This window comes from Koromonas humicola (genome assembly GCF_059726255.1).
This window is the reverse complement of the sequence record NZ_AP040873.1, coordinates 481270-507178: the sequence shown is the minus strand read 5'-3', so window position 1 is coordinate 507178 and position 25909 is coordinate 481270. Positions and strand designations below refer to the sequence as shown.

Genomic DNA, 25909 nt, shown 5'->3' with positions numbered 1-25909 from the left:
CACGCATATTTAAACCCGAAGGTCGCGCGAGTGCCATGACGTTCTCTCTTAGAAAGGAGGTGATCCAGCCGCAGGTTCTCCTACGGCTACCTTGTTACGACTTCACCCCAATCATGAGTTATACCTTGGGCGGCTACCCCCTTGCGGTTGGCTCACCGACTTCTAGTACAACCCACTTTCGTGATGTGACGGGCGGTGTGTACAAGGCCCGGGAACGTATTCACCGCAGCGTGCTGATCTGCGATTACTAGCGATTCCAGCTTCATGTAGTCGAGTTGCAGACTACAATCCGAACTGAGGCAGACTTTCTCCGATTAGCTCCCCCTCGCGGGCTTGCGACGGTTTGTATCTGCCATTGTAGCACGTGTGTAGCCCTGGACATAAAGGCCATGAGGACTTGACGTCATCCCCACCTTCCTCCCCGTTATCCGGGGCAGTTTCGCCAGAGTGCCCAACTAAATGATGGCAACTGGCAATAAGGGTTGCGCTCGTTGCGGGACTTAACCCAACATCTCACGACACGAGCTGACGACAGCCATGCAGCACCTACGCAGCAGTCCCTTGCGGGAAAACGATATTTCTACCGTAGTCCACTGCGCTTCGAGCCCAGGTAAGGTTCTTCGCGTTGCGTCGAATTGAACCACATGCTCCACCGCTTGTGCGGGCCCCCGTCAATTCCTTTGAGTTTCAGCCTTGCGACCGTACTCCCCAGGCGGATTGCTTAACGCGTTAGCTGCGGCACAGCAGGATTGGGTACCTGCTACACCAAGCAATCATCGTTTAGGGCTAGGACTACCAGGGTATCTAATCCTGTTTGCTCCCCTAGCTTTCGTGCCTCAGCGTCAGTTATGGTCCAGTGAGCCGCTTTCGCCACAGGTGTTCCTCCTGATATCTACGCATTTCACCGCTACACCAGGAATTCCACTCACCTCTCCCATACTCAAGCACGGCAGTTTCTCCTGCAGACTCCGAGTTGAGCCCGGAGATTTCACAAAAGACTTACCGCACCGCCTACGCACCCTTTACGCCCAATAATTCCGAACAACGCTTGCCCCCTCTGTATTACCGCGGCTGCTGGCACAGAGTTAGCCGGGGCTTCTTCCACCGGTACCGTCATTATCGTCCCGGTCGAAAGGAGTTTACATCCCAAGGGACTTCATCCTCCACGCGGCGTTGCTGCATCAGGGTTTCCCCCATTGTGCAAAATTCCCCACTGCTGCCTCCCGTAGGAGTCTGGACCGTGTTTCAGTTCCAGTGTGTCCGTGCGCCCTCTCAGGCCGGATACTGATCATTGCCTTGGTGAGCCATTACCTCACCAACTAGCTAATCAGCCGCGACCCCCTCCTTAAGCGAATTGCTCCTTTGACCTCTCGGTGTTATGCGGTATTAGCCTCGGTTTCCCGAAGTTATCCCCCACTCAAGGGTAGGTTAGTCACGTGTTACTCACCCGTACGCCACTTTACTCATGGATTGCTCCACTTTCTCGTTCGACTTGCATGTGTTAGGCACGCCGCCAGCGTTGATTCTGAGCCAGGATCAAACTCTCGTTTGAAACCTGTTGTTTCCGACGGAGGTCGGAAACCGTTTATCGACAGAATCTATCGACAAACCTTATCTTGTGAGATCACTCGAAATAAATCTCAAGCATCTTCTCACGACTGGCACGTTCAACCTGTTGTCAAAGATCCGATCGCGTTTTCCCGCACTAGGCGGCGCTCTCGGTGAACGACGATCCTCATGGATCGTCTGTCCTCGAAACCTTTATGCAATATCGCTTGATTGCCCCGCAGACGCGATCGCAACCCCCAGCGCTTGAACTACGCCAGAGAGCCATCGGATGAATTGGGATGCATTCGCTCTACGCTTCGATTTATCTGCGGAGCGCGCGATATTGTCACCCTTTGCGATTTGCTGCGTTTTCCGCGCTACCGCAAAGAGCATGCTCAAACTTAAAGATCAGTGAAGGTATTCTGCGCTTTACCGCTGAATCCTGCCGGGAAACTCTGTCCCGCTCGCCCGTGGCCGGGCCGCTTGCAACTCTCTCAAGCTATCAGAACCGCTTCGGCCCTGTCAACTCGTCTCGACTCGCCTCGTCGAACCATTTGCAACTCTCAGACTCTATCAAATCCGCTGAAGCTTTGCAACTTCACATCCGACACAGCCGCACACTCGATCACGTCGCAGCAGCTCGTCGACTTTCTATTGATATCAAACTCTCACGCTTCGTGCAACTCGCGCGCCAAGTCCCCAGCAGTTATCGCAGCCACGCTGCCGTCGCTGGTCGACTCTCAATTTAGTTTGATTCACAACGGAAAGATGGAATACAGATCTCAACTCGTCCGAAAATCACTACAAAAAATCTGATAAATATCAATCGCGGCTCCCGCCGCCCAGCGCCTCTAGCGCCGTGTCGTGCTTCATTGTTGTAACAAATCAGCACGCAGCTTGCAACTCCCCCACCCGGTAGCTTTCGTGGAAATCTCACGCGCGGGTAGTAAAAACGCAGACGCCGATTTTCTTGCGTTAACATTGAAAGAGCCTGAGCTGGTTTCCTAAATGACATCCACCGTCGCCCCCAAAACAAACTGGAGCATCCTTGCCGCTTGGCGGTTCTTCCTCGCGTCTGTGGTCGTCCTCGGGCACTACTCCATGCTGATCAAGCCCGATATTCATTCGATCTTCAGGGCCGATCATCTGAATCCGAGCAGCGCTGTCTTCGGTTTCTTTGTGCTTTCCGGATACAGCATCGCTGCCAGTGTTGAAAGGGAGAGAGTCGGCTTCTATAGGCGACGATTTATCCGAATATGGCCGATGTACCTTGCTTCTGTTGTGTTCGGATTGCTCGCTCAGTGGCTTGTAACCCATCACTCGGCATCAGGTTCATTCACATGGCCGCTTGGTGAACACGTTCCCGGCACGTCTACGATTTCAATTGTCGCGTCGTTCCTGATGCTTCAGAGCGTCATAAGCGGGCCAATTCCCTTCAATGGCCCGCTCTGGTCGCTCAGTCCGGAGTGGTGGCACTACATGGTTGCCCCTCAACTCCGAAAGCTACCCACGACAGCGCTCTTCGCTCTGATTCTCACCTCTTTCGTCGCATTTATGTTTATTCAACCCCCAAGCGGCGGCATCGAGACTCTCGCAAATTGGAGAATTCTGCTGGTCTCTTCCTGGATGTGGATGAGTGGGTTTCTTTACTTCAGGTTGAGAAGAACGCCTCTGGGATTCACGATGTTGGCCTTTCCTGCGACTCTGGCACTCGCGTTGAACAAGAACTGGGGACTCCCGCTATTCTTCTCAATCTTTGTGCTCGTCCTGAGTACGGATGTGATCGTAACCGGCAAATTGGCTCGCCTATTTGAACTCTTGGGCGACATCTCGTACCCGCTTTACCTGTTTCACCTTCCAGCGCTTATTGCCATGCTTACGATTGGCATTCGCAGCAGTACGTGTTTGCTCGTCGCACCTCTCGTGCTCGCCGTGTTGGTCCTGTACCTGATCGACTTGCCTCTCAGGTCGAGATTCTCCAGCCCACGGCAACAAGCGAAGCTATATAGCGCCGCTTCTTCTCCGCCCTGCGGGGATGAGGTGTTAGCTGGGGCGGCGAGCAACGATTGATTCAACGCCGCCGATGTGAACCGTTGGTTGCGAGCCGATTCGAACGGGCGCGCCTCAAAACATGCCACCGTCCTCATGCTTGCAGCACAACCTTGCCCACGGAGGAGCGCGACTCCATCAATGCATGCGCTCGCGCAACCTCCTCAAGTGGGTACACTGCATTCACTATCGGGCGAATTGCGCCTTGTTCGTATAGCTGCAACAGGTGCTGAGTAATTGAGTTCAGCATGTTTGTCTCTTCCCAAAGCAACAGCACCTGAACTCCGGAGAGGCCTACGTTTCGTTCAATCAACTTGAATGGATGGTAAACGCCGCCTCGTATGAAGTCGTGTACGACCCGCCTCCACTCGCGCAAAGCTGCCAGTCCGTGTCCGACTGGAGGCACTACGCCCGCTGCTCCAATGGTGACGCAGTGTCCTCCATTCGCAAGGCACCTCACCCCTTTGCGAAGACCATACCCACCAAGGGAATCGAGCACGAACTGCACACCCTTGTTATCCGTCATGCGCATCACGGCTGCTTCGAAGTCCTCTTCGATGTAGTTGATCTCATGCTGCAGTCCCCGTTCCTGCGCGAATTCAAGCTTTGCGGCGCTGCTTGCCGTCCCATATGTTGTAAGCCCAAAGTGGCGAGCCAGTTGTAGAGCAGCGGTCCCGACGCCACCTGCTACGGCCTGAATCAAAATCGATTCTCCTGCGCGTATGCGCATCACGTTCACTTAAGCAGTGATGTAAACAGCAGGAAAAGCCGCTGCGACTTCGAAAGACATCGTATCCGGAATGGGAATCAATCTATCGACACCCACTATCACCGCCTGCGAATAGCCTCCGAATCGGGTGACAGCGGCAACACGCGTACCAACAGGAAGTTCGACATCGCTGGCCTTGGCGATGATTTCGCCAGAGACCTCAAACCCCGGACATGCTGGAGGTTTACCGATCCACTTGTAATAACCACGCCAAGCGATGATGTCAGCATAGTTCACGCCAATGTTTCGAACGCGGATCAATGCTTCACCCGCCGCAAGCGGGCGCAATTGAGCATCATCCCACTCGAATACAGAAGGCGGTCCGTGTCGCCGAAAGATCATGCGACGAAATGCCTGTTCTGCCATTTGCCCTCGCACCTCAACACGTTTGGTTATCGAATCAAATCCAAAAGCTTCGGGAAGAGCATCCGCTTCAGCCGCACCCGCGCGAGACCTTCCTCTTGTGCGGCCGAAGCTGTTGGCTCATATTATCTCTGCTCTCACTTGGGGCGACCGAGTTGAATGCGGTTCTCATATCAAGATTGCCCAAAACGAAAGGAGACTCATGTCGAATCTGAAGGAAGAGTTTCTAAAGGCTCAAGAGGACGTAAAAGATCTCTCGCAGCGGCCGAACAATGACACGATGCTCAGACTGTATGCACTTTTCAAGCAGGCTACTCAAGGCGACGCCCAAGGCGAAGGTCCGGGAGGCTTCGACTTTGTCGGCAAGGCTAAATTCGAAGCGTGGAGCAAGGTTAAGGGCACATCAGAGCAGGAAGCGATGCAGCAGTATGTTGACCTCGTGCATTCCCTGAGGTCATGAAGAGCCTCTGCGCTGCGCCTTAACGGTGTCGTGCTCATGCGCTATTGACATATGTCGATAATGCACGAGCGCAGTCATGCGCCCGATGGCAAACAGCTGATTCTCGCCGACCTTGCAAGAGCGAAAAGTGCACGTGATCGTGGCAGAGAGTTTCCGGTAAGCCAAGTCAAAATGCCCACTACTGAGGGATGCGGCCGGGCAATTTAGCGCTCGCGTAAAGCAGCAAATAAGCTTCTATATTCCTCTTCATGCGGTACAAAGTCGTATCCTGATTCGATCACATTTCTTTGCAGTTCCTGCCACGGAATCCACCTTGCGTCGGCGACTTCTTCATCTTGCAGTTTCAAAGTCCAACCATCAGCATTCACCCGCAGCAAATAAACGTCCTGAAATTCATGGTCGATATACTTTCCACTATTCAGAACAAGGCGTTCGCCATTCACCGTGAAGAGGAATTCAAGGTCCTCTTGCTTCGCAGGTAGATTCAACTCTTCTTTCAACTCGCGTACGGCTGCTCGCAGAGAAGTCTCGCCTGCCGAGATATGTCCAGCACAGGAGATGTCCCACAGGTTCGGGTAATTTTCTTTTGCCTCCGCACGTCTCTGAATGAGCAGTTCACCGTTTTGATTAAGGATCCAGATGTGTACGGTTCTATGCCGGTCACCATGTTTATGAACTAGCGTCTTCGGCTTTCGCACCCCCGTTGCACGTCCTTGGCTGTCCACGAGATCGATTTCTTCATCCATCCGAAAGAAGCTCCCCTTTGGCTTCACAGACCAAAAGCAAACAGCAAGTTTTTGCGTTGCAATCATCACTAGAATAGCAACTTGACAATCAGTTTGACCGAACTGATCTCCTTCCTGCAAATACAATGGCGGCTCATATCGAGCCGCCAATCTAGTCAGCCTCGAACGTCGCTCATTCCGTAGCGCTGTAAGAAGAGAATCCGAAGTTGCTGGTGGGACCTGTCCCATCCTGAAGGTACACGCCAATTCCGGGAGCACCGGCCGTATAGGTGTTATCTGTCGTCGATGTCACCGCTGTGCCGTTGTGATAAACCGTGATCACACCATTGCTGTTCACGGTCGCTTTGAGCACGTCGCCGCTCTTGCAGTAATACGCGCTTGAGCCATCAAGCAAGGTAAAGCTTCCCTCCGGACCATTCCACCGCACAATCTGAATGTACGGGTTCCCCGGCTTCACTGAGCAATTGATTTCGTACCCCGTAGCGTTGTGCGGTGCGATTGTGAGGTGCAGAAAGACCTCCACTTCCTCAAACGCACTATTGTCGGACGCATTCACCCTCACGGTTCCTTGTGCCGTTTGCTGTCGTCCCCAAGCACCGTTGAGGGCACAGATGGAATCATCGTAGGATGTATTTCCCAACTGAGTCCCCCAGGCAAGACCCGGCGTTGTTTGTACATCATGCCAGTCCAGACCTACCGTGCCTCCGCAAGACCAACTTGCGCCTTCCGAAAGAGGATTCTCGGCGTTGGGAAAGTTGGTGCTATGACTGTTCGCGCCTATTCCCGTGACGCTAAGGACAGCGGTTCCAATAACGCCATTCGACGTCGCCTCAATGTTTGAATTCCCCGCGGACACACCTTTAGCGATTCCCCCGCTGCTGACCGTAGCTATGGAGGTTGAGCTCGAGTTCCACGTGGCCGTGCTAGTCAGGTCGGTTTGCGTCCCGTCGCTGTATGTGCCGTTGGCCGTAAATGACTGTTGTGCACCTGGAGCTATCGACGCATTTTGCGGCGACACAGCAATCGACACCAATGTTGGGCCTCCGGCTTTGGCTGTGACAGTGAGTCCTGTCGAGCCATTGATGGCACCCGAACTAGCTCTGATCGTGGAGCTTCCGGCAGCCACTCCAACTGCGAGCCCAGCAGCGTTGATCGTCACCACCGATATAGCGCTTGAGCTCCATGTCACGGAATTGGTCATGTCTTGCTGACTTCCGTCGCTGTATTTGCCGATGGCGGCAAACTGCTGCTGCGTTCCGGCCACAATTGAAGGAGAGCTCGGTGTTACGGTCAGAGATACGAGTGTGCTTTGTTTTGTTCCAGGAGTGACGGCCAAGTTAGTCGATGCGGTGATCGCGCCATCGCTCGCCCTAATGACTGACGTACCTGCTGCCATCGCAGTCGCCAGACCGCTGCTGGTAATTGTTGCTACAGGAGCAGCGCTAGAATTCCAGATGACCGCATTCGTAAGGTTCTTTGTCGTACCGTCGCGGTAAGTCCCTGTCGCGGTGAACGACTGCTGAGTGCCTGCAGGAATACGGCAAGCGACCTCAAAGCCATCCAGTCGTAAAGCTGTTGAACTTGGCTGGAGCTGAGTGCTGTACTGTACAGCCGAACATCATCAATGGAGCCGGAAGTATATTCTGCGGTTCCGCCACGCGAAAATAGATAGAGAGGATTATTGCCGAGCTTATTTGTGTTAGTAGCAGCACTGAGGCTTCGATTCACGCTCTGCAAATTACCGTCGATGTACAGCTTGATTGCATCCCCCGCAGTTTGCGACTTGTCGATCACCACAACGAGATGGTGCCATGCTCCGGATGATGGCTGGCGATAACAGTTCGCCGTTGTTCCCTGATCACCGCGCAATGCCACCCGGATACCACCACACGCGTTGTCATCTGGAAGAATCGCGAATCCTGTTATAGATGTACTGTAGTTGCTGCCAGCCGAGATCAACGTATGTCCGCCAACGGTGGAGTAACGGCGGTTCGTCCAGAAAGCGATAGTTGTGGCTTTCGTTGCACTCAAGTCAATGGCCGGAATGCTGACATATTGATGACGATACGAGCTTGCTGTAACTGCCCGGCCGCTGATTCCTGTTATCCAACCCACACCGTTGAGTAGTGTGGCCGGACGCCCACTGCCTGACGAGTCGGCCGCTTTACTTCCAAAAGCATCGTCGAACTTCCAATATCCGACCGGATTCTGTGCCACAGCTGGTTGCACAGCGATAGCGATTGATAGAACGAGTTGAAGCATCGAGAAGACGGTTGTCGTCCTAATACATACTTTCATCGTGGACTCTCCCAACAGACGGGCGGGCCGTACTGCCGTGTAATTGTGTTTGTGACCCCTATGATGACGACAGGAGCACACTTGGGTTTCTCTACTCAGCGATACATCTGTTCGGGAGAACCAGAAGCGATACGCCTGTGGCTGTAACTTGCACGTGTGCAACAGAAGAATCGATTGAAATGAAAAATTCAGTTCATTGAAATTCGAGGGTAGCGAACAGAATCAAGGTTCAGGATTTCCACGACAGCACTCGAAGTGACACCTTAGTGGCATGACAACGTTCTATGGGATGGACGATTTACGCATGCACTGATTTCAAGGCAAATTGAAGAACTCCGCATTGAAAGCGATCGAATTCGCTATCTCAACAGGTTCTCCACACGAATTTCCATCGTTGTGTTGAAAACGGTCTGTTCGCGACGAGTGCAGTGCAAGCCAGCTATTCAAACTATTGCAGGATGCTGCGAATAGTTGTTCGTTGGATATTAAGCATGAATCAGACCGTTGAATCGGCGTGCGAGGGAGCTTGCCTTGCGCGCTATACGTTTCCTGCTGCCAGTACTGCACGCGCCAGTGCAGACAATCTGTTGAGCATATTGTCTGCATCAATAAGCGTTTTTCGAAGCTCAGGATTAGCCTGGATTTCCGAATTCTGACTCATCGAGTGCATTAATAGCGTTAACGCCTGGAGAGGGTTGTTGAGCTCGTGAGCAATCTGATTTACCACAGCTTGCCGCGCCTGTAGGGCTCGTGCTGTGTGCTCCGCTTCGTCCGCGCGTTTACGATCCGTGAGATCTACGACATAACACATCCACTCTAGCGGATCTTCATTCAGGCGAATTCCGCCCATCATCATCGGAAGACGAGTCCCGTCGCGAAGTATGTATTCCTTCTCGAACGGCACGGAAGCACCGTACTGCCGAAGTTGTTGTAAAGCTATTTCGTCCTTTGCCAGCGAGTCCGGCGGTGTCATCGCCCGCCAATCGATCACGCCAGCTTCTAATTCCTCCTGGCTGCATTTGATCATGCGGAGAAACGCGGCATTGGCATCGATGATGTGATCCATATCCGCCGTTACCACACCGAGGTAGGCAGAGTTGTGAAGCATCGCGAGCGAATCTCTCAAGGTTGGCCCGGTTACTCGCTTAGCATTGCTTCCCATCGTCAACTCCGAATGAAGCAGAGATTATAGCAACGCGTGATGTACCTTTCCGCTGAATTCATCCGACGCTAACGTCCCGCTTCTCATTGGGAGCCGCGAATTACTGAATACACATACGATCCTGTGTCGCACCTTGCACAAGCGTCTGCATGGCAACTACAAGTTGTCGGAGGCTCTCGGCCTGTGAGGCCAGTTGCTGACCGGCGGCGGCGCCTTGCTCGGCACTGGCGGAATTGTTCTGCGTGACACGCTCAATCTCAGCGACTGCAGATGAGATATGGTGAAGCCCGCGTGACTGTTCATGGCTGGCTGCATTAACACCATCCACCAGCATCTTCACCGTTTGAGTCTTCGCCGTGAGCGTGTTCATTCCGCACTCGACGGCAGACAGCTTTTCAGTGCTTTCGGTCGAGTTGGTAATCGACTCCTCAATTAGCGCGCTCGTCTCTTTAGCCGCTTGAGCGCAGCGCTGTGCAAGGCTCCTTACCTCGTCAGCAACAACTGCGAAACCCATGCCCGCATCACCGGCCCGGGCCGCTTCGACTGCAGCGTTCAAAGCAAGGATGTTCGTCTGGAAGGCAATCTCATCGATCATCTTAATCACCTTCGCAATCTTCTCGCTTGAGCCGTTGATTCTGTGTATCGAGTTCGCAAGCTCTCTCAGCCGGTCGTTCGTTGATTGAACCTCTGCTTCGACGGAGGTGACAATCTCTGCTGCGCTGGTTGAGTTATCGGCGTTCTGACGCGTCATCGAAGAGATCTCCTGCGTCGATGACGAGGTCTCTTCTAGCGATGCGGCTTGTCGTGACGCCCCGTCCGCCAGAGACTGCGAAGTGCTGGAAATCTGACCAGCAGCACTCGACACCTGCTCCGTGCTCTGAGCAAGCTGGTCCACTGCGCGCGCGAGATCGCGTCGAATACTCCGGGAGACAAAGACTGCAATCAGGACTCCCGTGCCAATGCCGAAGATCTCCGTGATCCAAACAAAAACATTAGAGAGCGCAAGCAAGGATGCACCATGCTGCAGTGCGCCATCTCTTCCTGCAACGGCAGCAGTCTGAACAGCGCCGGCACCTTTCACCAACTGTCCACCCTTATCAGCCCAATTGGCGATCAAGCTGTCCATAGCTGGGCCTTTCGTCCTACCCTGCTCAACCTCGCTGAGTATCTGGTTCAGGACTGGGTCATAAGCCTGAAATGCTTCAGCAAGTTTCGCCACTTCCGGTTGAAGATCTCGAAGAGCCTCATTGGAGCTAACCATGGACTGCAACTGATCAAGTTCGTGTCGCGCGTTTGCGTAGCGCTCCCTGCCCTTCTCTTCTGTCCCAGGCTTTTGAATTGTCACGAAGTAGATGAAATGAATACGTGCATTCAAAATCTCTCGTTCAAAAGCACGGGCATGCTGCTCCACCGGAGAATAGGAAGAGAGTGCAAGTTGATTAGCTTTGGATGCCCCATTTGTGCAGAACCAGCAGATCGTAGTTGCGATACTCGCGCCGACAAGAATGGCGGCAAACCCCAGTGCTATTCGGGCAGTAATACTCCAGTGCTTTTTGAATAGGTTGAACAAGCAGGGCTCCTTCGGTGGGTGACATATTCATCGGCTAATCTTGCGCAAACCTTTAAATACATCGGAAGTCCGCACTCACTATTTTCGGCACATAGTCACTGGTTGCAGAGCATCTGCCGAGCAGCTTTCGCCGGGTGAACGGCTTAGTGAATACCTGTATCATGCGCATATCAATCGAGCGGAATCACGATGCAGCGTCGGATTTCCCGCGACTACAAAGAGCTCAAGTTAAGTTGCTTCCTCGTGAAGAGACACTGGAAGTCAGCCTCGGCATCGAGCACAAAAATGCGCGCTCAGGCTAATGAGGTAGGGACGGCAGCGGCAGAAATTGCCAGGATAGCTGAGGGCTGCAATACGTAAGTCGTTCACTCGAATGCTGCTCGCCAGAACTGGTTAGCATTTCGCACGCATGGCTTGCGCGTGGTCTGAAAGAGAAGAGTCCGGCAGTACGCTCAACTCTTCCTTCTCTCGGAGAGCAATAAGTGCTTCAGCGCTGCGCACGAGCCGAGAAATGCAGGTTCGTCGGACATAATAGGCAACACTTTTATGCCCGACAACACCCCGCGATAAAGTTGGGAAAAAGCGTGCCGATGGCTTGTTTACTCATCTTCCTCGGGTACATTCTTACGCGTTAGTACGTCGATCTGCTTGCGCCAGTCAATGGCTTGATCGACTTCGGTGGCGTTGTCGCGCCAGCCTTTGCGCACGCGGACGAAGAGTTCGAGGAAAACTTTGGTGCCGAGGATGCGTTCGATCTGTAGGCGGGCTCGGGTGCCAATATGTTTTAGCGTGGCGCCTTGCTTGCCGATGATGATGGCCTTCTGCCCTTCGCGTTCCACGAAGATCACGGCAGAGATTTTAGTCAGCTTCTTGCCTTCTTCGAATCGCTCGATGAGCACACCGCTCGCATAAGGAACCTCTTGGGCGGTGTTGATAAGGATCTGCTCGCGGATGAGTTCGGCTACGATGAAGCGCTCGGGTTGATCCGTAATCTGGTCTTCCGGAAAGTACTTGGGGCCTTCTGGTAGCGCATCAACGACAGCGGTCAGCAGTTCATCTTTGCCCTGCCCCTTTTCGGCTGAGATCGGAATAATCTGCGCGAACTCGAAGCGCTGCGCCCATCGCTCGATTTCGGGCAGCAGCTTTGTTTTATCAATGAGGTCGATCTTATTCAGCAGCACAAAGGTCTTGGCCTTTGCGCGCTTCACAATGTCGAGAACAAACTCGTCTCCGGTGCCAAACTTCTGCGTAACATCGACGATGAGCAGGACCAGGTCGCAGCCCTCAAGCGAGTCATAGACCTCCTGCATCATGCGCCGGTTGAGTTGGTCTTCGGGCTTGTGGACGCCGGGCGTATCAACGAGCACGATTTGTCCGGCTGGGTGCTTGCCGCGACGTTTGACGTTGACGATGCCTGTGATACGGCTGCGCGTAGTTTGCGCTTTATGAGTGACGATAGCGAGCTTCTCGCCAACGAGCGAGTTAAGCAGAGTCGATTTGCCCGCATTGGGGCGTCCGATGATAGTTACGAATCCTGAATGCACCTATTGATGCTATTCTACCGGGCCGTTCTTGGGAATGGGGGAAGGCTGTTTGGTAAGCACACGGATCTTTTCCACCCGGCGTGCGGTGGATTCGATGATCTCGAAGCGGAGGTCGCCTTCGTTGACGACTTCACCAGGCAGCGGGATGTGTCCGGCGATTTCGGTCACAAGACCGCCGACTGTAGTGGCGTGATGATCCTCCGGCAAGTGAAATCCGAATAGCTCTTCCAAGCGATCGGCATCGAGGGAACCCAGTACGACATAGCTGCTGTCGCTCTCTCTGACGGCTTCGTTGCGCTGCTCGCCTTCGTTGCTGAGCTCACCCACGATTTCCTCGATGAGGTCTTCGACAGTGACCAGACCGGCAACTCCGCCATATTCATCAACAACGATGGCCATGCGGCGGTTCTCGCGCTGCATTTCGTTGAGCAGTTCATTGGCTCGCTTCGTTTCAGGAACGAAATACACATCGGTCTTCATCAGGCTGCTGGCCACGCGGCGGGGAGCGTCAGAGTCGGCCACTTGAAGCAGGTCACGGGCTGAGATGATTCCTACAATGTGGTCGACATCGTTGCGGTAGACCGGTAAGCGAGAGAAGGGATGCTGTGAAAGCAACTGCGTTATCTGTTCGATAGTGGTCTCGGCCGAGATAGCGATGATCGAAGGGCGGGGCGTCATCACATCGCGCACGGTTTTGTCACCAAACTCAACAACCGAGTGAATCAGTTCGCGGTCGCTCTCCTCGAGAATGCCCTCGTCCTGTCCAGCTTCGATGAGAGCGTCAACAGCTTCGGACGGATGCTCCGGCTCCTCATCCGCATTCTCAGGACGAGTAAGAGAAATGATGGACTGCAGAAATCCTAGAAATAGCGTCAGCGGAAACACAGCCCAGATCAGAAGCCGCAGCAACAAAGTGAACCGGATCAACCACCCGCCGCGAGTACGCGAGAAAAACAAGTACGGCAGAAAACGGTCGCAAATCAGCACAATCGCCACTGCGAAAAATGCCGTTTCCGCGAGCTCTTCCATGGTCCAGTTCCGCCGCGAAAAAACCGTGTATGCGAGCAGAAAGCAGACGCATGCCGTCAAGAGCTGTTCGAGCAAAGCGAACGACAGCGCGGCACGATGGTGAGTGAATCCGAGACGCGGCTCGATGTTGTGCTCGAAGATTTCGATGTTTTCCTGGAACTCGCGCGAAAGGAACTTACCGCTCTCCGTATAGAGTCGCGAAGCGTAGGCACTAAGAACTAACAGTGCCAGGAGCAGCAGGAAAACGAGTGTGAGGGCCATAAACTACGGCCTTCCCCGGCCAGGAACGGCCGCTACATGTCGCGGCTTTGGTTTGAATGTTGTGCGCGGCGCAACTGCGCGCTCGATCAGACCAGCAGGAAGCTTAAGGTCGGCACGAAGGCGCCGCTCAAGCCGAAGCATTTGGCCGCGGTCCGTTTCATGATCGTGACCCGCAAGGTGCAACATTCCATGGAGGATCAGCACTTTCACCTCGGTTTGCAGGTCATGACCGATTTCGGCGGCTTGGGCGCGAGCTGTTTGCAGGGATATGGCAATATCACCGCCGTCTGCGCTCGGAAACGAAAGCACGTCGGTCGGTTTGTCTTTGTGACGGAATTGCGAGTTCAGGCGCTGGATTTCGGCATCGCCGGTGAGCAGAATGTTTACTTCACCGGTTAGTCCCGCGACTTGCCTCGCTCGATTTGCAAAACGCGCGAGCGCCAGTCGGCTGAGGTCCTTCGATTTTCTTCGTTCTAGAATCACTGTTTTTAGTCCGGAGACAATAAAGCAAAAGGGAGAGCACAGGGCTCTCCCAATATTGTACCGAAACGGCTACTGCTGGACAGTAGTGGTCGGGTTCACCTTTTCTGTGATTGGCGTCAGTTCAGCGGCGGTACGCGCAGCCTCATTCTCCAACTGCAGGCTGAGTTGGCGATCGTCGCGAACTTTAAAATCCTCGTAAGCACGAATGATGCGCTGCACAAGTTGGTGACGGACAACGTCCTGCTCATTGAACATCTGGAAGTGAATGCCTTCCACACCCTGGAGCACGGTCATAGCCTCAACCAAACCACTGCGATTGGGGTTCGGAATGTCAATCTGCGTGATGTCACCAGTAATCACCGCTTTGGAACCGAACCCGAGGCGGGTGACAAACATCTTCATCTGCTCGCTGGTCGTGTTTTGTGCTTCGTCGAGAATGACGAATGAGTCATTGAGCGTGCGACCGCGCATAAAGGCAATCGGCGCGATTTCGATCACATTCTTCTCAAGGAAGCGATCCACCTTCTCCGGTTCTAACAGGTCATACAAAGCGTCGTACAACGGGCGAAGATAGGGATCGACCTTCTCCTGCAACGTACCGGGCAGGAATCCAAGACGCTCGCCGGCTTCAACCGCAGGACGCGCAAGGATGATGCGCGAAACTTTCTTCGACAACAGGGCGGAGATAGCCATCGCCACAGCAAGGTAAGTCTTGCCTGTTCCGGCAGGTCCGATGCCGAAAACCATGTCATTGCGCTCAATGGCATCCAGATACTGCCGCTGGTTAAGGCTCTTAGGCTGCACCTGGCGCTTGCTGCCCACGGAGCGCTGCTTGCCCGCTTCGGCGAGCTGACGCAACGTGACCGCCGGGTCGGCAACCAGCACGCGCAGCATGGACGTAAGCTCACCATTGAATAGCTGATGTCCATGAGAGCGCAGGTAGTCAAAGTCGGTAAAGACCTGCTCCACGCGGTTTACATCATCGGCGGAGCCGTCAATCTGGATGGAATTGGGCTTGAGCTCGACCGTAACGTTCAGTCCGTCCTCAAGCAGATGAAGGTTTTCGTCACGCGTACCGAATAGAGTTTCGACATTGGGACGAAGTTCGATGTTTTTCTTCATCTAGAGTTTCGATTCACCTCTGGCGCAAAAGCGCGAATGAGAAGCGGAGGAAGCGATTTGAGTTTTGAGGCGGAGACGCGAATCTGCGGAGCCAACTGAAATGCTTTGCTTCTGATGAGAGCAGCTACCATTGGGCAGGAGCGTACCCCCTTCCTCGCCGCGAGTCAACAAAAGATGCGCAGGCGAAACAGGCGACGCGGGTTGGTAAGCCATTGGTGCTGACATCTGTAGTCAAGTTATTAGATGTGGACAGGAGCAAATAGTCGCCTGACCCACATTAAAAGTAAAAGGCTAGTCAGGGCAAAACTGGACTCAGTCAAGAAAATCTACAAAACTGTCGGTGATTTCTGCGCCGTGGTTGTTAGCGATGCGTACGGCAGCAGATTCGACCTGCTTCATCATCCCTTGCAGGTAATCGCGCGACGCGGAAACGGCTACAACGCCCAGCGTTGCCGATTGCCAGAGATCTGTCGGATCAATCTCCGCCACAGAGACATTGAATCCTGAGCGTAGACGGTCCTTCAGGCTACGAAGCACCTGTCGACGATCCTTTAACGAGTGTGCGGCTTCGATTCGAAGTTCCATGGTGAGATAAGCGATGGGCATGGCTTGGCCGCTCAGTGTAGAAAGGACTCCGAAGTATATGCAACCCCAAAGGAAAAGGCTTCGTTCGAGAGAACGAAGCCTTCACCGCAAAATGGCTTCTACCGAGTCACATTCTTGCCAAAGGTGAACGTCGGCCCAACCGAGAGGCGCACGCTGTTTCGCGAATCCTTCAGCAGATCGCTATAGAGAAACACGTGCACAAATTCAACGTCGGCACGAAGGTGGAAATGCTTGGTCAGATTGTAGTCTGCGCCGCCGCCGAGACCGTAGAAGTAGGTTGTGTCGTTCGGCTTTGTGCTATTCAGGATGCCGGCCTGCACCAACCTGGGGACGACCAGCGTCGCGTATGGCTGCGGTACACCCTCAGTCGCGTTCAGAGAGATGTTCTCGTGAATCACGCCGATGGAGGGGTGTGCGAAGAAGGTCGCCTTCTTAAAGTGCCTATACGTGACCTGCGGACCAATGGTGTAGGTCTGAGTCGTCGCATCAAAAGGCACGGACAAAGCATTTGCCACCGGGGCTCCAACGAGGCCAGCTAAAGTGGTCTGCAAAGCCGGTTTCAGATCGCGCGTCACCAGCGATGCACGGCCTTCTTGGATGCTGTAATCAACGCCGAATGCTAACCAGCGTCTGAGGTTCACACCAATTTGCGTATTGAATCCGCGCTGCTGCAGATTCAACTTGGGCGAGTTCAGATAGCTGAATCCAGTGAACACGTCGTAGCGACCGACGTAGTCCTGCTGCGCGAAAGCACAGGCAGAGAGGGCATAAAGCAGCGCTGAAACAATCAAGAATTTCTTCATTCCTGGGCTCCCCTGATTGAGTAATGAGCTTCTCGATAGCTAGTTGTTTGATCGAGAAGGAACTCTGACAGTTGTACTAATCTTTAAGGGCATCAAATTTGACACCCGCCGAACCAAGTCTTACATCTCTCAAACGAAGAACGCGCCGGACACGGCAAAAACGCTATGAGAGCGCTGCTACTGCTGATGAAACCCGATGTGGCTACCACCCCGTCTTCAGCCTGCCATCCAAAGTAGCTGAATGAAGCGCACGAATGGTACACCAAATGAACGTCTCAAATGAGAAAATTTGCAAAAATTTGTACGTTCCCCAAGATCGCTGAACCCGCAAAACCTCGGGGCATAAAAATCCCGAACCTCATGTCTGAAATTCGGGACTGTGTTTAGGTCATACAGAGTGCCCGTAAACCCATGGACACTCTGTATGTTTTATGCCAATTGCGTAGCGACCTTTTCGCTGTGGAAGGCTTCGATAACGTCCCCAACCTTCACATCGTTATAGTTCTGGATACCGAGACCGCACTCCATCCCGTTGCGAACCTCGCTCGCATCATCCTTGAAGCGCTTGAGCGAAGCGATCTTGCCACGGTAAACCACGACGTTGTCGCGCAGGAGCCGAACTTCGGCGTCGCGCTTGATCAAGCCATCAATAACCTGGCAGCCGGCAACAGTGCCAACCTTCGGAATACGGAACGTATCCCTGACCTCTGCACGGCCAAGGTAGGTTTCCTTGATGGTCGGATCGAGCAAACCAGTCATCGCCTTCTTAATTTCATCCTGCAGTTCGTAGATGATCGAGTGGAGGCGGATATCAACCTTTTCCTGCTCGGCCATCTCCTGAGCCTTGCGTTCAGGACGCACATTGAAGCCGATGATGATGGCGTTCGACGCGGCAGCCAAAAGCACGTCGCTTTCGGTGATGGCGCCAACCGAGTAGCGCAGAACGTTGATGCGCACTTGCTCGTTCGAGAGCTTGGTCAGCAGGTCGTTGATGACCTCGACCGAGCCCTGCACATCACCCTTGAGGATGATGTCGAGCTGCTTCGTGCCTTCGTTCTTGATCTTCTGAGCTAGCCCTTCAAGCGAGACACGAGCCGTCTTGGCAAGCACAGCTTCGCGAGCCTTAGATTCGCGATAATCAGCGATTTCGCGGGCCTTCTCGCGCTCGGCCACCACCACGAACTGATCGCCTGCTTGCGGCAGACCTTCAAGTCCGAGGATTTCGACCGGAGTGGATGGACCGGCTTCCTCAAGGCTGCGCCCACGGTCGTCGAACATGGCGCGAACCTTGCCGAAGATGTTGCCGACAACGAAGTTTTCGCCAGACTTGAGCGTGCCATTGTCGATCAGGACTGTGGCGACCGGGCCGCGTCCGCGATCAAGCTTGGCTTCAAGCACTGTTCCGGTTGCGAGGCGCTCAGGCGTAGCCTTCAGCTCCTTCATGTCCGCAACCAGGCAGATCATCTCCATGATCTGGTTCAGGTTCGTGTGCTTCTTGGCTGAAACATCTACGAAGATCGTGTCGCCGCCCCAATCTTCGGGGAGCAGACCACGGTCAGCCAACTGCTTCTTCACACGGTCAGGTTGAGCATCGGGCTTATCGATCTTGTTCACCGCAACGATCAGAGGAACCTTCGCGGCCTTGGCGTGATCAATAGCCTCGATCGTTTGAGGCATGACACCGTCATCGGCGGCAACAACCAGCACGACGATGTCGGTGACCTTGGCACCACGAGCACGCATGCGGGTAAACGCTTCGTGACCCGGAGTGTCGAGGAATACGATCTCGCGGCCATAGGCGGGCGAGTTCGTGTCCGTGATCTTCACCTTGTACGCGCCGATGTGCTGCGTGATACCACCAGCTTCACCTTCGGCAACGTTGGTCGAGCGGATTGCGTCGAGCAGGCTGGTCTTGCCGTGATCGACGTGTCCCATGATGGTGACCACCGGAGGACGGGTAACGGTGTTGAAGACCGCTTCGTTCTCCTGCTCGATCGCCTGCGCGTCATATTCCTGCTGAATCTGGTCTTCAAAGCTGATGACCGAGCTTTCGGCACCGAAATGACGTGCCATGTCGCGGGCCAAATCTTCGCTGAGTGTCTGGTTGATGGTGGCGAAAACGCCACGAGCCAGCAGACGTGCGATGAGATCCTTGGCTCGGATTTCGAGTTTCTCTGCCAAATCCTTTACGCTGACACCCTCGGAGATAGTGATATTCCGAGTAATCGGCATGGGCTCATTGCTGAGCGACAGCCGAGGTGGCGGCGTGAAACCCTTCATCGGTCCTTCTTGCTTGCCACGAGGAGCCTGATAGCGCTGTCCCGGACGACGGGAAGGCGCACCAGCACGTGCTCCCGGACGCGGAGCAGTGCCCGGTGGCGGAGCTCCAGCAGCCGGACCTAAGAGGCCGCCGGGACGCCCGGGACCACCAGGACGCGTGCCCATGCCGGGGCGTCCACCCATCGGGGGACGACCGCCAGGAGTCGGCGCACTGCGTGTGGGATGCATAGGACGGCGCTCGCCAGGACGGAACGGCGGACGCGAACCAGGCGCGCCCTGTCCTTGACCTTGCCCAGGACGTGGGCGCTGGAAAATCGGCTGCCCGCGCACAGGCAGACCCGTGCGATTTCCCATCGAGGACGGAGGCTGCGGCGCGCGTGGCGGAGGTGGTGGCGGAGCCGTATATACCGGACGCGGTCCCGTCTGCGGAACGATCATGCGACGCGGCGGCGGCGCAGGTTGACCCGGCAGCGGCGGTCGAGAGGAGCCAATTGTCGGCTGAGCTGGCTTCGAAGGCGCCTGCTTCGCAGGTGCAGAAGGAGCTGTGACCGACGCGGCAGGCGCAGGTACAGCCTGTTTTGTGGGCGGAGCAACCGGAGCATTCTTTCCGTCGGAAGGCGCAGCGGTAACTTCAGCCGGAGCCGAGGGCGGTGCTGGTGCCGCAGGTGCGCTAGGAGCAGGCGGCGCCGTGACCGCTGCCGGAGCAGGAGTCACGACAGGAGCTGGGGTAGCCGGAGTCTCCTGTACGGGCTCGACCGGAGCAGCAGACTTAGGCGGCGCAACCGGAGCTTCCACAACCTCAGCCGCTGGCGCAACTGGAGCCTTCGGCGGCTCGACACGCGCATGTTGATGGCGCTGGGCCACCGTTTCCGGCGTGATCAGGCGCGGCGCGCGCTCGGGAGCCGGAGGTGGCGTCGCCGGAGCAGCAGGCGGCACAACCTTCGGGGGCGCAGGCTTGTTGACAATTGCTTTCGGCGGCGCGGGCGGCGGAGCAACAGGAGGCTTAACAACAGTGGTAGCCTTCTCAGCCTGCTCCTTACGCGCCAGAATGGCCTTCAGGGCGTCGCCAGGCTTGGAAATCTTGGAGAGATCGATCTTCGGGTGGAACTCTTCGCCACCCGTGCGATGGGCAGACTTGTGCGCCCCGCTGATCTCATGGAAATATTTGCGCACCCTATCGGCTTCATCGGCCTCAACGGAGCTGGAGTGAGTCTTCTTCTCCGTGACGCCCACCTTAACGAGCACGTCGAGAATCTGTTTGCTTTTAACTTCCAGCTCGCGAGCCAGATCGTTGATTCGAATCTTCATCCGCCGTTCATTTCCTTATGCCGCTCCGTTTCCACCTGCCTGGACCGATGCGGCTGCGCCAAAGCGCCATACTACTTTACTGGAGAGGTCTTCCATGAAGACATCCATGCTGCGTTTGCCTGGGACACTCGGCGAACCGACCCCAGGAACTGCTTACCAAAGCAAAACCGCGGGTGTGGCTTGCAGGCCACACCCCAAAACGCTACTTATTAGCCGGGCCGGCGTGCTCGCCCGGGTGCTCCTCACGAGACTCTTCTGCCGTAGCTGATTCACTTTCTGCGGCTTCAGATTCAACCTGCTCATCGGATGCGTTCGCATCGGGAGCGGCTAACTCAGGCTCCTCCGCCAGCATTGGCTCAGACGGATACTCAACGTTCGCGGCTTCTGCATTCGGCGTCTGCTGTGAATCCAGTCTCAAGAAGTAATTATTTACCTCGACTGAAATCTTTTCGACCGTCTCAGGACCGATGCCGGGGATTGCTTCGAGCTCTTCCGGAGTCATATCGGCCAGCGCCTCGACCGTGCTTACGCCAGCTTCGGTCAGCTTCTCTACAACCGGTTCGCCCAATTCGGCGGTCAACTGATCGAGAGAGGTCGTCGCATTGCCAACCAGCGAGTTCATCTGCTGCTCGACTTCCTGACGCTTCTCTTCTTCGCTCTTAATGTCGATCTTCCAACCAAGAAGCTTAGCGGCAAGGCGCACGTTCTGCCCCTTCTTGCCGATTGCAAGCGACAACTGCGTGTCGTCGACGATCACTTCTAGATGCTTTTCCTGACTACTCACGACCGAAACCCTGGAGACCTTGGCAGGTTGCAATGCCTTCTCGGCAAAGGCCACCGGGTCCTCGTGGTATTCGATGATGTCGATCTTTTCGCCACGCAGTTCACGGATGATGGACTGTACGCGCATGCCCTTCATTCCGACGCAAGCGCCGACAGCGTCCACGTCCTTATCGCGCGACATAACGGCAATTTTAGTGCGCTCGCCAGCTTCGCGCGCTATGGCGCGGATCACAACTGTGTTGTCGTAAATCTCGGGCACTTCCGTCTGGAACAGGTTCATGACCAACTCCGGAGCGGCGCGCGAAACAATGACGCCCGGTCCCTTGGCGGCCTTCTCAACCCGTATGATCACAACGCGAACGCGCTCGCCCACCGCAAACGATTCGAGCTTCGATTGCTCCTTGCGCGGCATTCTGGCTTCGGCCTTGCTCAGTTCGAAGATGTAATCCGGACCTTCGATGCGCTTGACGGTGGCATTCACAACCTCGTTCACGCGATTGTGATACTCGTTGAAAACTGTATCGCGCTCAGCCTCGCGCACCTTCTGGAAGATGACCTGCTTGGCCAACTGGGCGGCAATGCGCCCCAGTCCTTCGATGGACTTCTCCTGCAGAAGCTCTCCGCCAACCACGGCGTCTTCGCTGATCTTGAGGGCTTCTTCGAGCGAGATCTGAATTTGCGGGTCCTCGATATCATCCTCAGTTGGAAGTATCTCTTTTACTGAGTAGGCGCGAATCGCGCCAGTTTCTCGATCGAGGACGGCACGCAGGCTCTCCTGCGTCTTATAGAACTTGCGCGTGGCGACAACGATGGCATCTTCGACGGCAGAGACAACGACCTGAGGGTCAATGCCCTTCTCGCGGCTCAAGCCTTCGATCACATTATAGAGTTCACTTGCCATATTTCCTGCCACCTCAACGTATGCGGGGCCACGCCCCGGTTGAATTCTTCCCTGCCCCGGCCTAGCACCGGAATCAGCTTGTTGAATGTTGCACGCGGTCGCTTGCCGCGCTAATGGAACGAGTACGAGCAGCTAAAACTCGGGTACTAGGCTGGCCTTCTCTACGTTGGAGAAAGGTACAACGATTATGCCGCCCCCCTGCGTTTTAGCCTTTTTGCGGCTAGCTACCTGGTCCAGATCGACCGTAAGCAGGCCGTTGGCAAAACTTAGCAGGCGTCCCTCAAAATGGCGATTACCGTTCAAAAGCTCGCGGGTACTGAACTTGACGAGGCTGCCCGTAAACTGTGCAAAATGCTCCGGCTTCAACAGCTTGCGATCCAATCCCGGAGAGGAAATCTCAAGCAGATACGCGCCGCCGGGAACCGCATCTTCCACGTCGAAGATGGTCGCTACCTCGCGGCTGTAGTCCGCACAATCCTGGTGCGTTACGCCTTCTTGTTTGTCGATATAGATGCGCAGAGTGCGGTTTGCACCGCTTCCCTTCATCTCCAGATCCCATAGGATAAGTCCATTGGACTGGGCGACTCTTTCCGCAATCTCACGAACTTTTTCGAACGCAAACGCCATGCTTAATTCAGGACTCCGCAGCGCCTTCTTGGAACGCCGCTAAACATCTAAAACGACCGTAGCTCCCCTTAACAGGCCTGACGGCTGCCTGCCTTCGCCAACGTCGCAAATGGACAGGGGTTTGAAACCAGGACGCGGATCGGAAGAAATCCGCTGCTGCTCTCACCCGGCCCCTACCCGAGGGCACAGAGGGACACATCCGCAGCTACCGGCTAAGAGTATAGCGCCGGTCCTGTAAGGAATACAACCAAGCAGACGATAGGGGCAGGAGGCGCTCTTGACCTTCACTCAAAGCGCGGCCTCGGTAAACACTCTACGGTGTTCCCCAGAATTGGATAGCGCCAGGACAGAAAAGGATTCAGCCCTCGCGAGCGGCCTAGTCCAACCCCGGAAACCGGCCAGGCGACAAACACCCCGGTCCGGGCCACGATTACAGGATTTCGCATCGCATACTCTGATCGGAGTTTTCGTGAGACTTGCAAGTAGGTGGCTGCTGAGCTTAGTGGCAGCATGTGTCCTTAGTGCGCCTTCATGGGCTGAGAAACCGGCTTCGGGAGACTTGATTGACGGGCCAGAAAGCCACTGGCGAGCCCCAACGCAGTACACCGAAACCACGCCCCAGGACAGCCCCATAAATCCTGCGCACGCTCCGAAGGACAACGCCGAAGACCTAAGGAAGGCCAGCGGCAATCAGGAAAGTCACGAGCGCATTCTCGGGCTTGCCCCCATGTTCACAGTTGTAAACGACCCCAGCAAGGCTCGTCCGCTATCCAACCGAGAGAAGTGGCGCCTTTTCTATCGACAGACTTACGACCCTTTTCAGTTTCTGACAGCCGCTTTCTCCGCCGGGATCAGCCAGGCACAGGACCAATTTCCGGAATACGGACAAGGCGCGAAGGGGTACGCCAAGCGCTATGGTGCGGGTTTCGCCGACAGCAGCCTCGGATCCTTCTTTGGCAACTTCGCCTATCCAGTGTTGCTGAATGACGATCCCCGCTATTTCCGCAAAGGCTCGGGCAGCTTTAGCAGCAGGCTTCTGTACGCTGTCGGCACAACCGTGATTGCGCGCCACGATAACGGAACACATCACCCCAACTACTCCAACATCCTCGGGAACCTGAGTGGCTGCGCCTTTGGCAATCTCTACTACCCACAAAATGACCGCGGAGTGGGAACAACGTTCGTCCGCGCCATCGAGGTAACCAGTTACGGAACTATCGGCGGCATATTTCAGGAGTTCTGGCCTGACATTCACAACAGCGTATTCAAAAAGAACAAGATTGCGCAGGCAGGCGCACAGGGTAGGCAGCCCTGAAATGGCCTGGAAGCAGCCGGGTAAACGAGGCTGGGAGTTTTCCGGGCAAAAAGGTGGCCGGAGCAAGCGGTCGTCACCGCCTTCCGGCCTAGGAGGAACTTTTGCGTGATCGATGACCCTGTCATCGATTGCTGTATTGCCTACGAGTTAGAGAATGCCTTACCGCGGACGACTTGTGAAATCGGAAGTTTTTATCGCTCCTATAACCGCCGATGGCCAATGCCGGAAGCCGCTGGTTTGCATGAGCCGAATGGACTTCATACAATGCTGTATGACCTTCCTTTTGGACAATCTGAATGATTAACTTCCCGGTTCCAGAGGCCCTGACCTTCGATGACGTCTTGCTGCTTCCAGCAAAGTCTGATGTGGTTCCGGCCGAAACTAATACACAGGTCCAACTCACACGCGACATTCGCCTGAATATTCCCATCATCAGCTCCGCCATGGACACCGTGACCGAATCGCGGATGGCCATTGCGCTGGCTCAGCAAGGCGGACTGGGCATTGTGCACCGCAATCTCACCATTGAAGAGCAGGCTGGCGAGATCGACAAGGTGAAGCGATCGGAAAGCGGCATGATCGTAGATCCGGTCACCATCGAGCCCGAACGCAATATCAGCGACGCGCTCGACCTAATGAAGCGATATCGCATCAGCGGCGTACCGGTCACCAAGGGCAAAAAGCTTGTCGGCATTCTTACCAATCGCGATCTCCGCTTCGAAACCCGCACTGACATTCCAATATCGCAGGTGATGACCAAAGAAAACCTCATCACCGTTCCAGTGGGCACCACGCTGGAAGAAGCCGAACTAATACTCCATCAGCATCGCGTCGAAAAACTGCTGGTTGTCGATGACAATTACGAACTCAAAGGCCTGATCACCGTAAAAGACATTCAGAAGAAGCTTAAATATCCGAACGCGGCTAAGGACAAGCAGGGCCGTCTCCGGGTTGGCGCAGCAATTGGCGCCACGGGCGATTACCTTGAGCGTGCGCAGGAAATGGTTCGTCTGAAGTGCGATGTGCTGGCCATTGATAGCGCGCACGGGCACTCAAGCCGTGTGCTAGAAGCAGTAAAACGCATCAAGCAGGCCCTCCCTGACGTGAGTCTGCTCGCCGGAAACGTAGCCACCTATGAAGGCACGAAGGAACTGATCGAGTGCGGAGCCGATGGCGTAAAAGTCGGCATCGGACCAGGCTCTATCTGCACTACGCGAGTCGTCACCGGAGCCGGTGTGCCACAGATCACGGCAATTGCCGAGGCAGCGCGTGCGGCACGCGAAACCGGAGTTCCCATCATTGCGGACGGCGGCATCAAGTACTCGGGCGACATCTCGAAAGCGATTGCAGCCGGAGCCAGTGTCGTGATGGTCGGTTCGCTGCTCGCGGGCACCGAAGAGAGTCCGGGTGAAACGATTCTGTACCAGGGGCGCACCTTTAAGGCGTATCGCGGTATGGGTTCGCTGGGCGCAATGGCACAGGGTTCGAGCGAGCGCTACTTCCAGACACTCGATGACTCGAATTCGCTGGGACGCATTGACAACGGCGAAGAAGGCAACCGACTCGCAAAGCTTGTTCCCGAAGGCATTGAAGGCCGCGTGCCTTACCGAGGCACTGTGGCCCTGATGATTCACCAGTTGGTAGGCGGGTTGCGCAGCGGTATGGGCTACGTCGGCTGCAAGACCATTGAAGACATGCACCACAACGCACGTTTTATTCGCATCACCGGCGCGGGGTTGAAAGAAAGCCACGTTCACGACGTGACCATCACCCGCGAAGCTCCAAATTATCGTGCGGAGTAGACGCGAACGACGTATGCGTCGCATCAGAAGCACTAGACGAGCAGGGGCCTTGGCTCTTGCTCGTTTTGTGTGAGGAATTG

General features: G+C 55.1%; 20 protein-coding genes and 1 rRNA gene. 4 read left to right on the top strand and 17 right to left on the bottom strand.

Features of this window, described 5'->3' with window-relative positions; all coding sequences use genetic code 11:
- Window positions 1-52: 52 nt before the first annotated feature.
- A 16S ribosomal RNA gene (locus AC6IZD_RS02235) occupies window positions 53-1552 on the bottom strand.
- A 1004-nt stretch (window positions 1553-2556) separates the two neighbouring features.
- On the opposite strand from AC6IZD_RS02235, the gene AC6IZD_RS02230 reads away from it, so the two are divergent.
- The gene (locus AC6IZD_RS02230) at window positions 2557-3618 is read left to right on the top strand and encodes an acyltransferase family protein (protein WP_497786054.1); all 1062 of its coding nucleotides are present in this window, start codon (window positions 2557-2559) and stop codon (window positions 3616-3618) included.
- A 73-nt stretch (window positions 3619-3691) separates the two neighbouring features.
- Here the strand turns inward: AC6IZD_RS02230 and AC6IZD_RS02225 are convergent, their stop codons facing one another.
- Both AC6IZD_RS02225 and AC6IZD_RS02220 read right to left on the bottom strand, forming a co-directional pair.
- Window positions 3692-4300 (bottom strand): quinone oxidoreductase family protein, encoded by a 609-nt coding sequence (locus AC6IZD_RS02225; protein ID WP_497786053.1) that lies wholly within the window; start codon window positions 4298-4300, stop codon window positions 3692-3694.
- Between the two features lie 36 nt (window positions 4301-4336).
- Window positions 4337-4732: an alcohol dehydrogenase catalytic domain-containing protein gene (locus AC6IZD_RS02220; protein WP_497786052.1), complete on the bottom strand. Its 396-nt coding sequence runs from the start codon at window positions 4730-4732 to the stop codon at window positions 4337-4339.
- A 199-nt stretch (window positions 4733-4931) separates the two neighbouring features.
- Between AC6IZD_RS02220 and AC6IZD_RS02215 the strand changes: the two genes are divergently transcribed.
- Window positions 4932-5189, top strand: a complete 258-nt coding sequence (locus AC6IZD_RS02215) for an acyl-CoA-binding protein (RefSeq protein WP_497786051.1) — start codon at window positions 4932-4934, stop codon at window positions 5187-5189.
- A gap of 203 nt (window positions 5190-5392) precedes the next feature.
- On the opposite strand, the gene AC6IZD_RS02210 is transcribed toward AC6IZD_RS02215, so the two are convergent.
- The 14 genes from AC6IZD_RS02210 to rimP all read right to left on the bottom strand — a co-directional run bounded on the left by AC6IZD_RS02210 (window position 5393) and on the right by rimP (window position 22712).
- Window positions 5393-6061 carry an NUDIX hydrolase gene (locus AC6IZD_RS02210; protein ID WP_497786050.1) on the bottom strand — a complete coding sequence of 223 codons (669 nt, stop codon included), beginning with the start codon at window positions 6059-6061 and terminating at the stop codon, window positions 5393-5395.
- A 46-nt stretch (window positions 6062-6107) separates the two neighbouring features.
- Window positions 6108-7331 (bottom strand): Ig-like domain-containing protein, encoded by a 1224-nt coding sequence (locus tag AC6IZD_RS02205; RefSeq protein WP_497786049.1) that lies wholly within the window; start codon window positions 7329-7331, stop codon window positions 6108-6110.
- 32 nt (window positions 7332-7363) lie between these two features.
- Window positions 7364-8233 carry a LamG domain-containing protein gene (locus tag AC6IZD_RS02200; protein ID WP_497786048.1) on the bottom strand — a complete coding sequence of 290 codons (870 nt, stop codon included), beginning with the start codon at window positions 8231-8233 and terminating at the stop codon, window positions 7364-7366.
- 538 nt (window positions 8234-8771) lie between these two features.
- On the bottom strand, window positions 8772-9395 hold the full coding sequence (locus AC6IZD_RS02195; protein WP_497786047.1) for a PAS domain S-box protein: 624 nt from the start codon (window positions 9393-9395) through the stop codon (window positions 8772-8774).
- A 100-nt stretch (window positions 9396-9495) separates the two neighbouring features.
- Window positions 9496-10770: a methyl-accepting chemotaxis protein gene (locus tag AC6IZD_RS02190; RefSeq protein ID WP_497786046.1), complete on the bottom strand. Its 1275-nt coding sequence runs from the start codon at window positions 10768-10770 to the stop codon at window positions 9496-9498.
- Between the two features lie 794 nt (window positions 10771-11564).
- On the bottom strand, window positions 11565-12509 hold the full coding sequence (era, locus tag AC6IZD_RS02185; RefSeq protein WP_497786045.1) for a GTPase Era: 945 nt from the start codon (window positions 12507-12509) through the stop codon (window positions 11565-11567).
- A 9-nt stretch (window positions 12510-12518) separates the two neighbouring features.
- On the bottom strand, window positions 12519-13799 hold the full coding sequence (locus AC6IZD_RS02180; RefSeq protein ID WP_497786044.1) for a hemolysin family protein: 1281 nt from the start codon (window positions 13797-13799) through the stop codon (window positions 12519-12521).
- A gap of 3 nt (window positions 13800-13802) precedes the next feature.
- A complete protein-coding gene (gene ybeY / locus AC6IZD_RS02175; RefSeq protein WP_497786043.1) occupies window positions 13803-14282 on the bottom strand; it encodes an rRNA maturation RNase YbeY in 480 nt (159 codons plus the stop codon).
- A gap of 69 nt (window positions 14283-14351) precedes the next feature.
- Window positions 14352-15404, bottom strand: a complete 1053-nt coding sequence (locus tag AC6IZD_RS02170; protein WP_497786042.1) for a PhoH family protein — start codon at window positions 15402-15404, stop codon at window positions 14352-14354.
- A 312-nt stretch (window positions 15405-15716) separates the two neighbouring features.
- Entirely contained in the window at window positions 15717-16010 is a 294-nt protein-coding gene (locus tag AC6IZD_RS02165; protein ID WP_497786041.1) for a DUF503 domain-containing protein, read from the bottom strand.
- Between the two features lie 98 nt (window positions 16011-16108).
- Window positions 16109-16813: an outer membrane beta-barrel protein gene (locus AC6IZD_RS02160; RefSeq protein WP_497786040.1), complete on the bottom strand. Its 705-nt coding sequence runs from the start codon at window positions 16811-16813 to the stop codon at window positions 16109-16111.
- 429 nt (window positions 16814-17242) lie between these two features.
- Window positions 17243-20401, bottom strand: coding sequence for a translation initiation factor IF-2 (gene infB / locus AC6IZD_RS02155; protein ID WP_497786039.1), 3159 nt, complete (start codon window positions 20399-20401; stop codon window positions 17243-17245).
- 202 nt (window positions 20402-20603) lie between these two features.
- Entirely contained in the window at window positions 20604-22085 is a 1482-nt protein-coding gene (gene nusA, locus AC6IZD_RS02150) for a transcription termination factor NusA (RefSeq protein ID WP_497786038.1), read from the bottom strand.
- A 132-nt stretch (window positions 22086-22217) separates the two neighbouring features.
- Window positions 22218-22712: a ribosome maturation factor RimP gene (gene rimP / locus AC6IZD_RS02145; RefSeq protein WP_497786037.1), complete on the bottom strand. Its 495-nt coding sequence runs from the start codon at window positions 22710-22712 to the stop codon at window positions 22218-22220.
- Between the two features lie 469 nt (window positions 22713-23181).
- Between rimP and AC6IZD_RS02140 the strand changes: the two genes are divergently transcribed.
- The gene (locus AC6IZD_RS02140; RefSeq protein WP_497786036.1) at window positions 23182-24027 is read left to right on the top strand and encodes a hypothetical protein; all 846 of its coding nucleotides are present in this window, start codon (window positions 23182-23184) and stop codon (window positions 24025-24027) included.
- A 296-nt stretch (window positions 24028-24323) separates the two neighbouring features.
- Window positions 24324-25829: an IMP dehydrogenase gene (gene guaB, locus AC6IZD_RS02135; protein WP_497786035.1), complete on the top strand. Its 1506-nt coding sequence runs from the start codon at window positions 24324-24326 to the stop codon at window positions 25827-25829.
- Window positions 25830-25909: the final 80 nt, after the last annotated feature.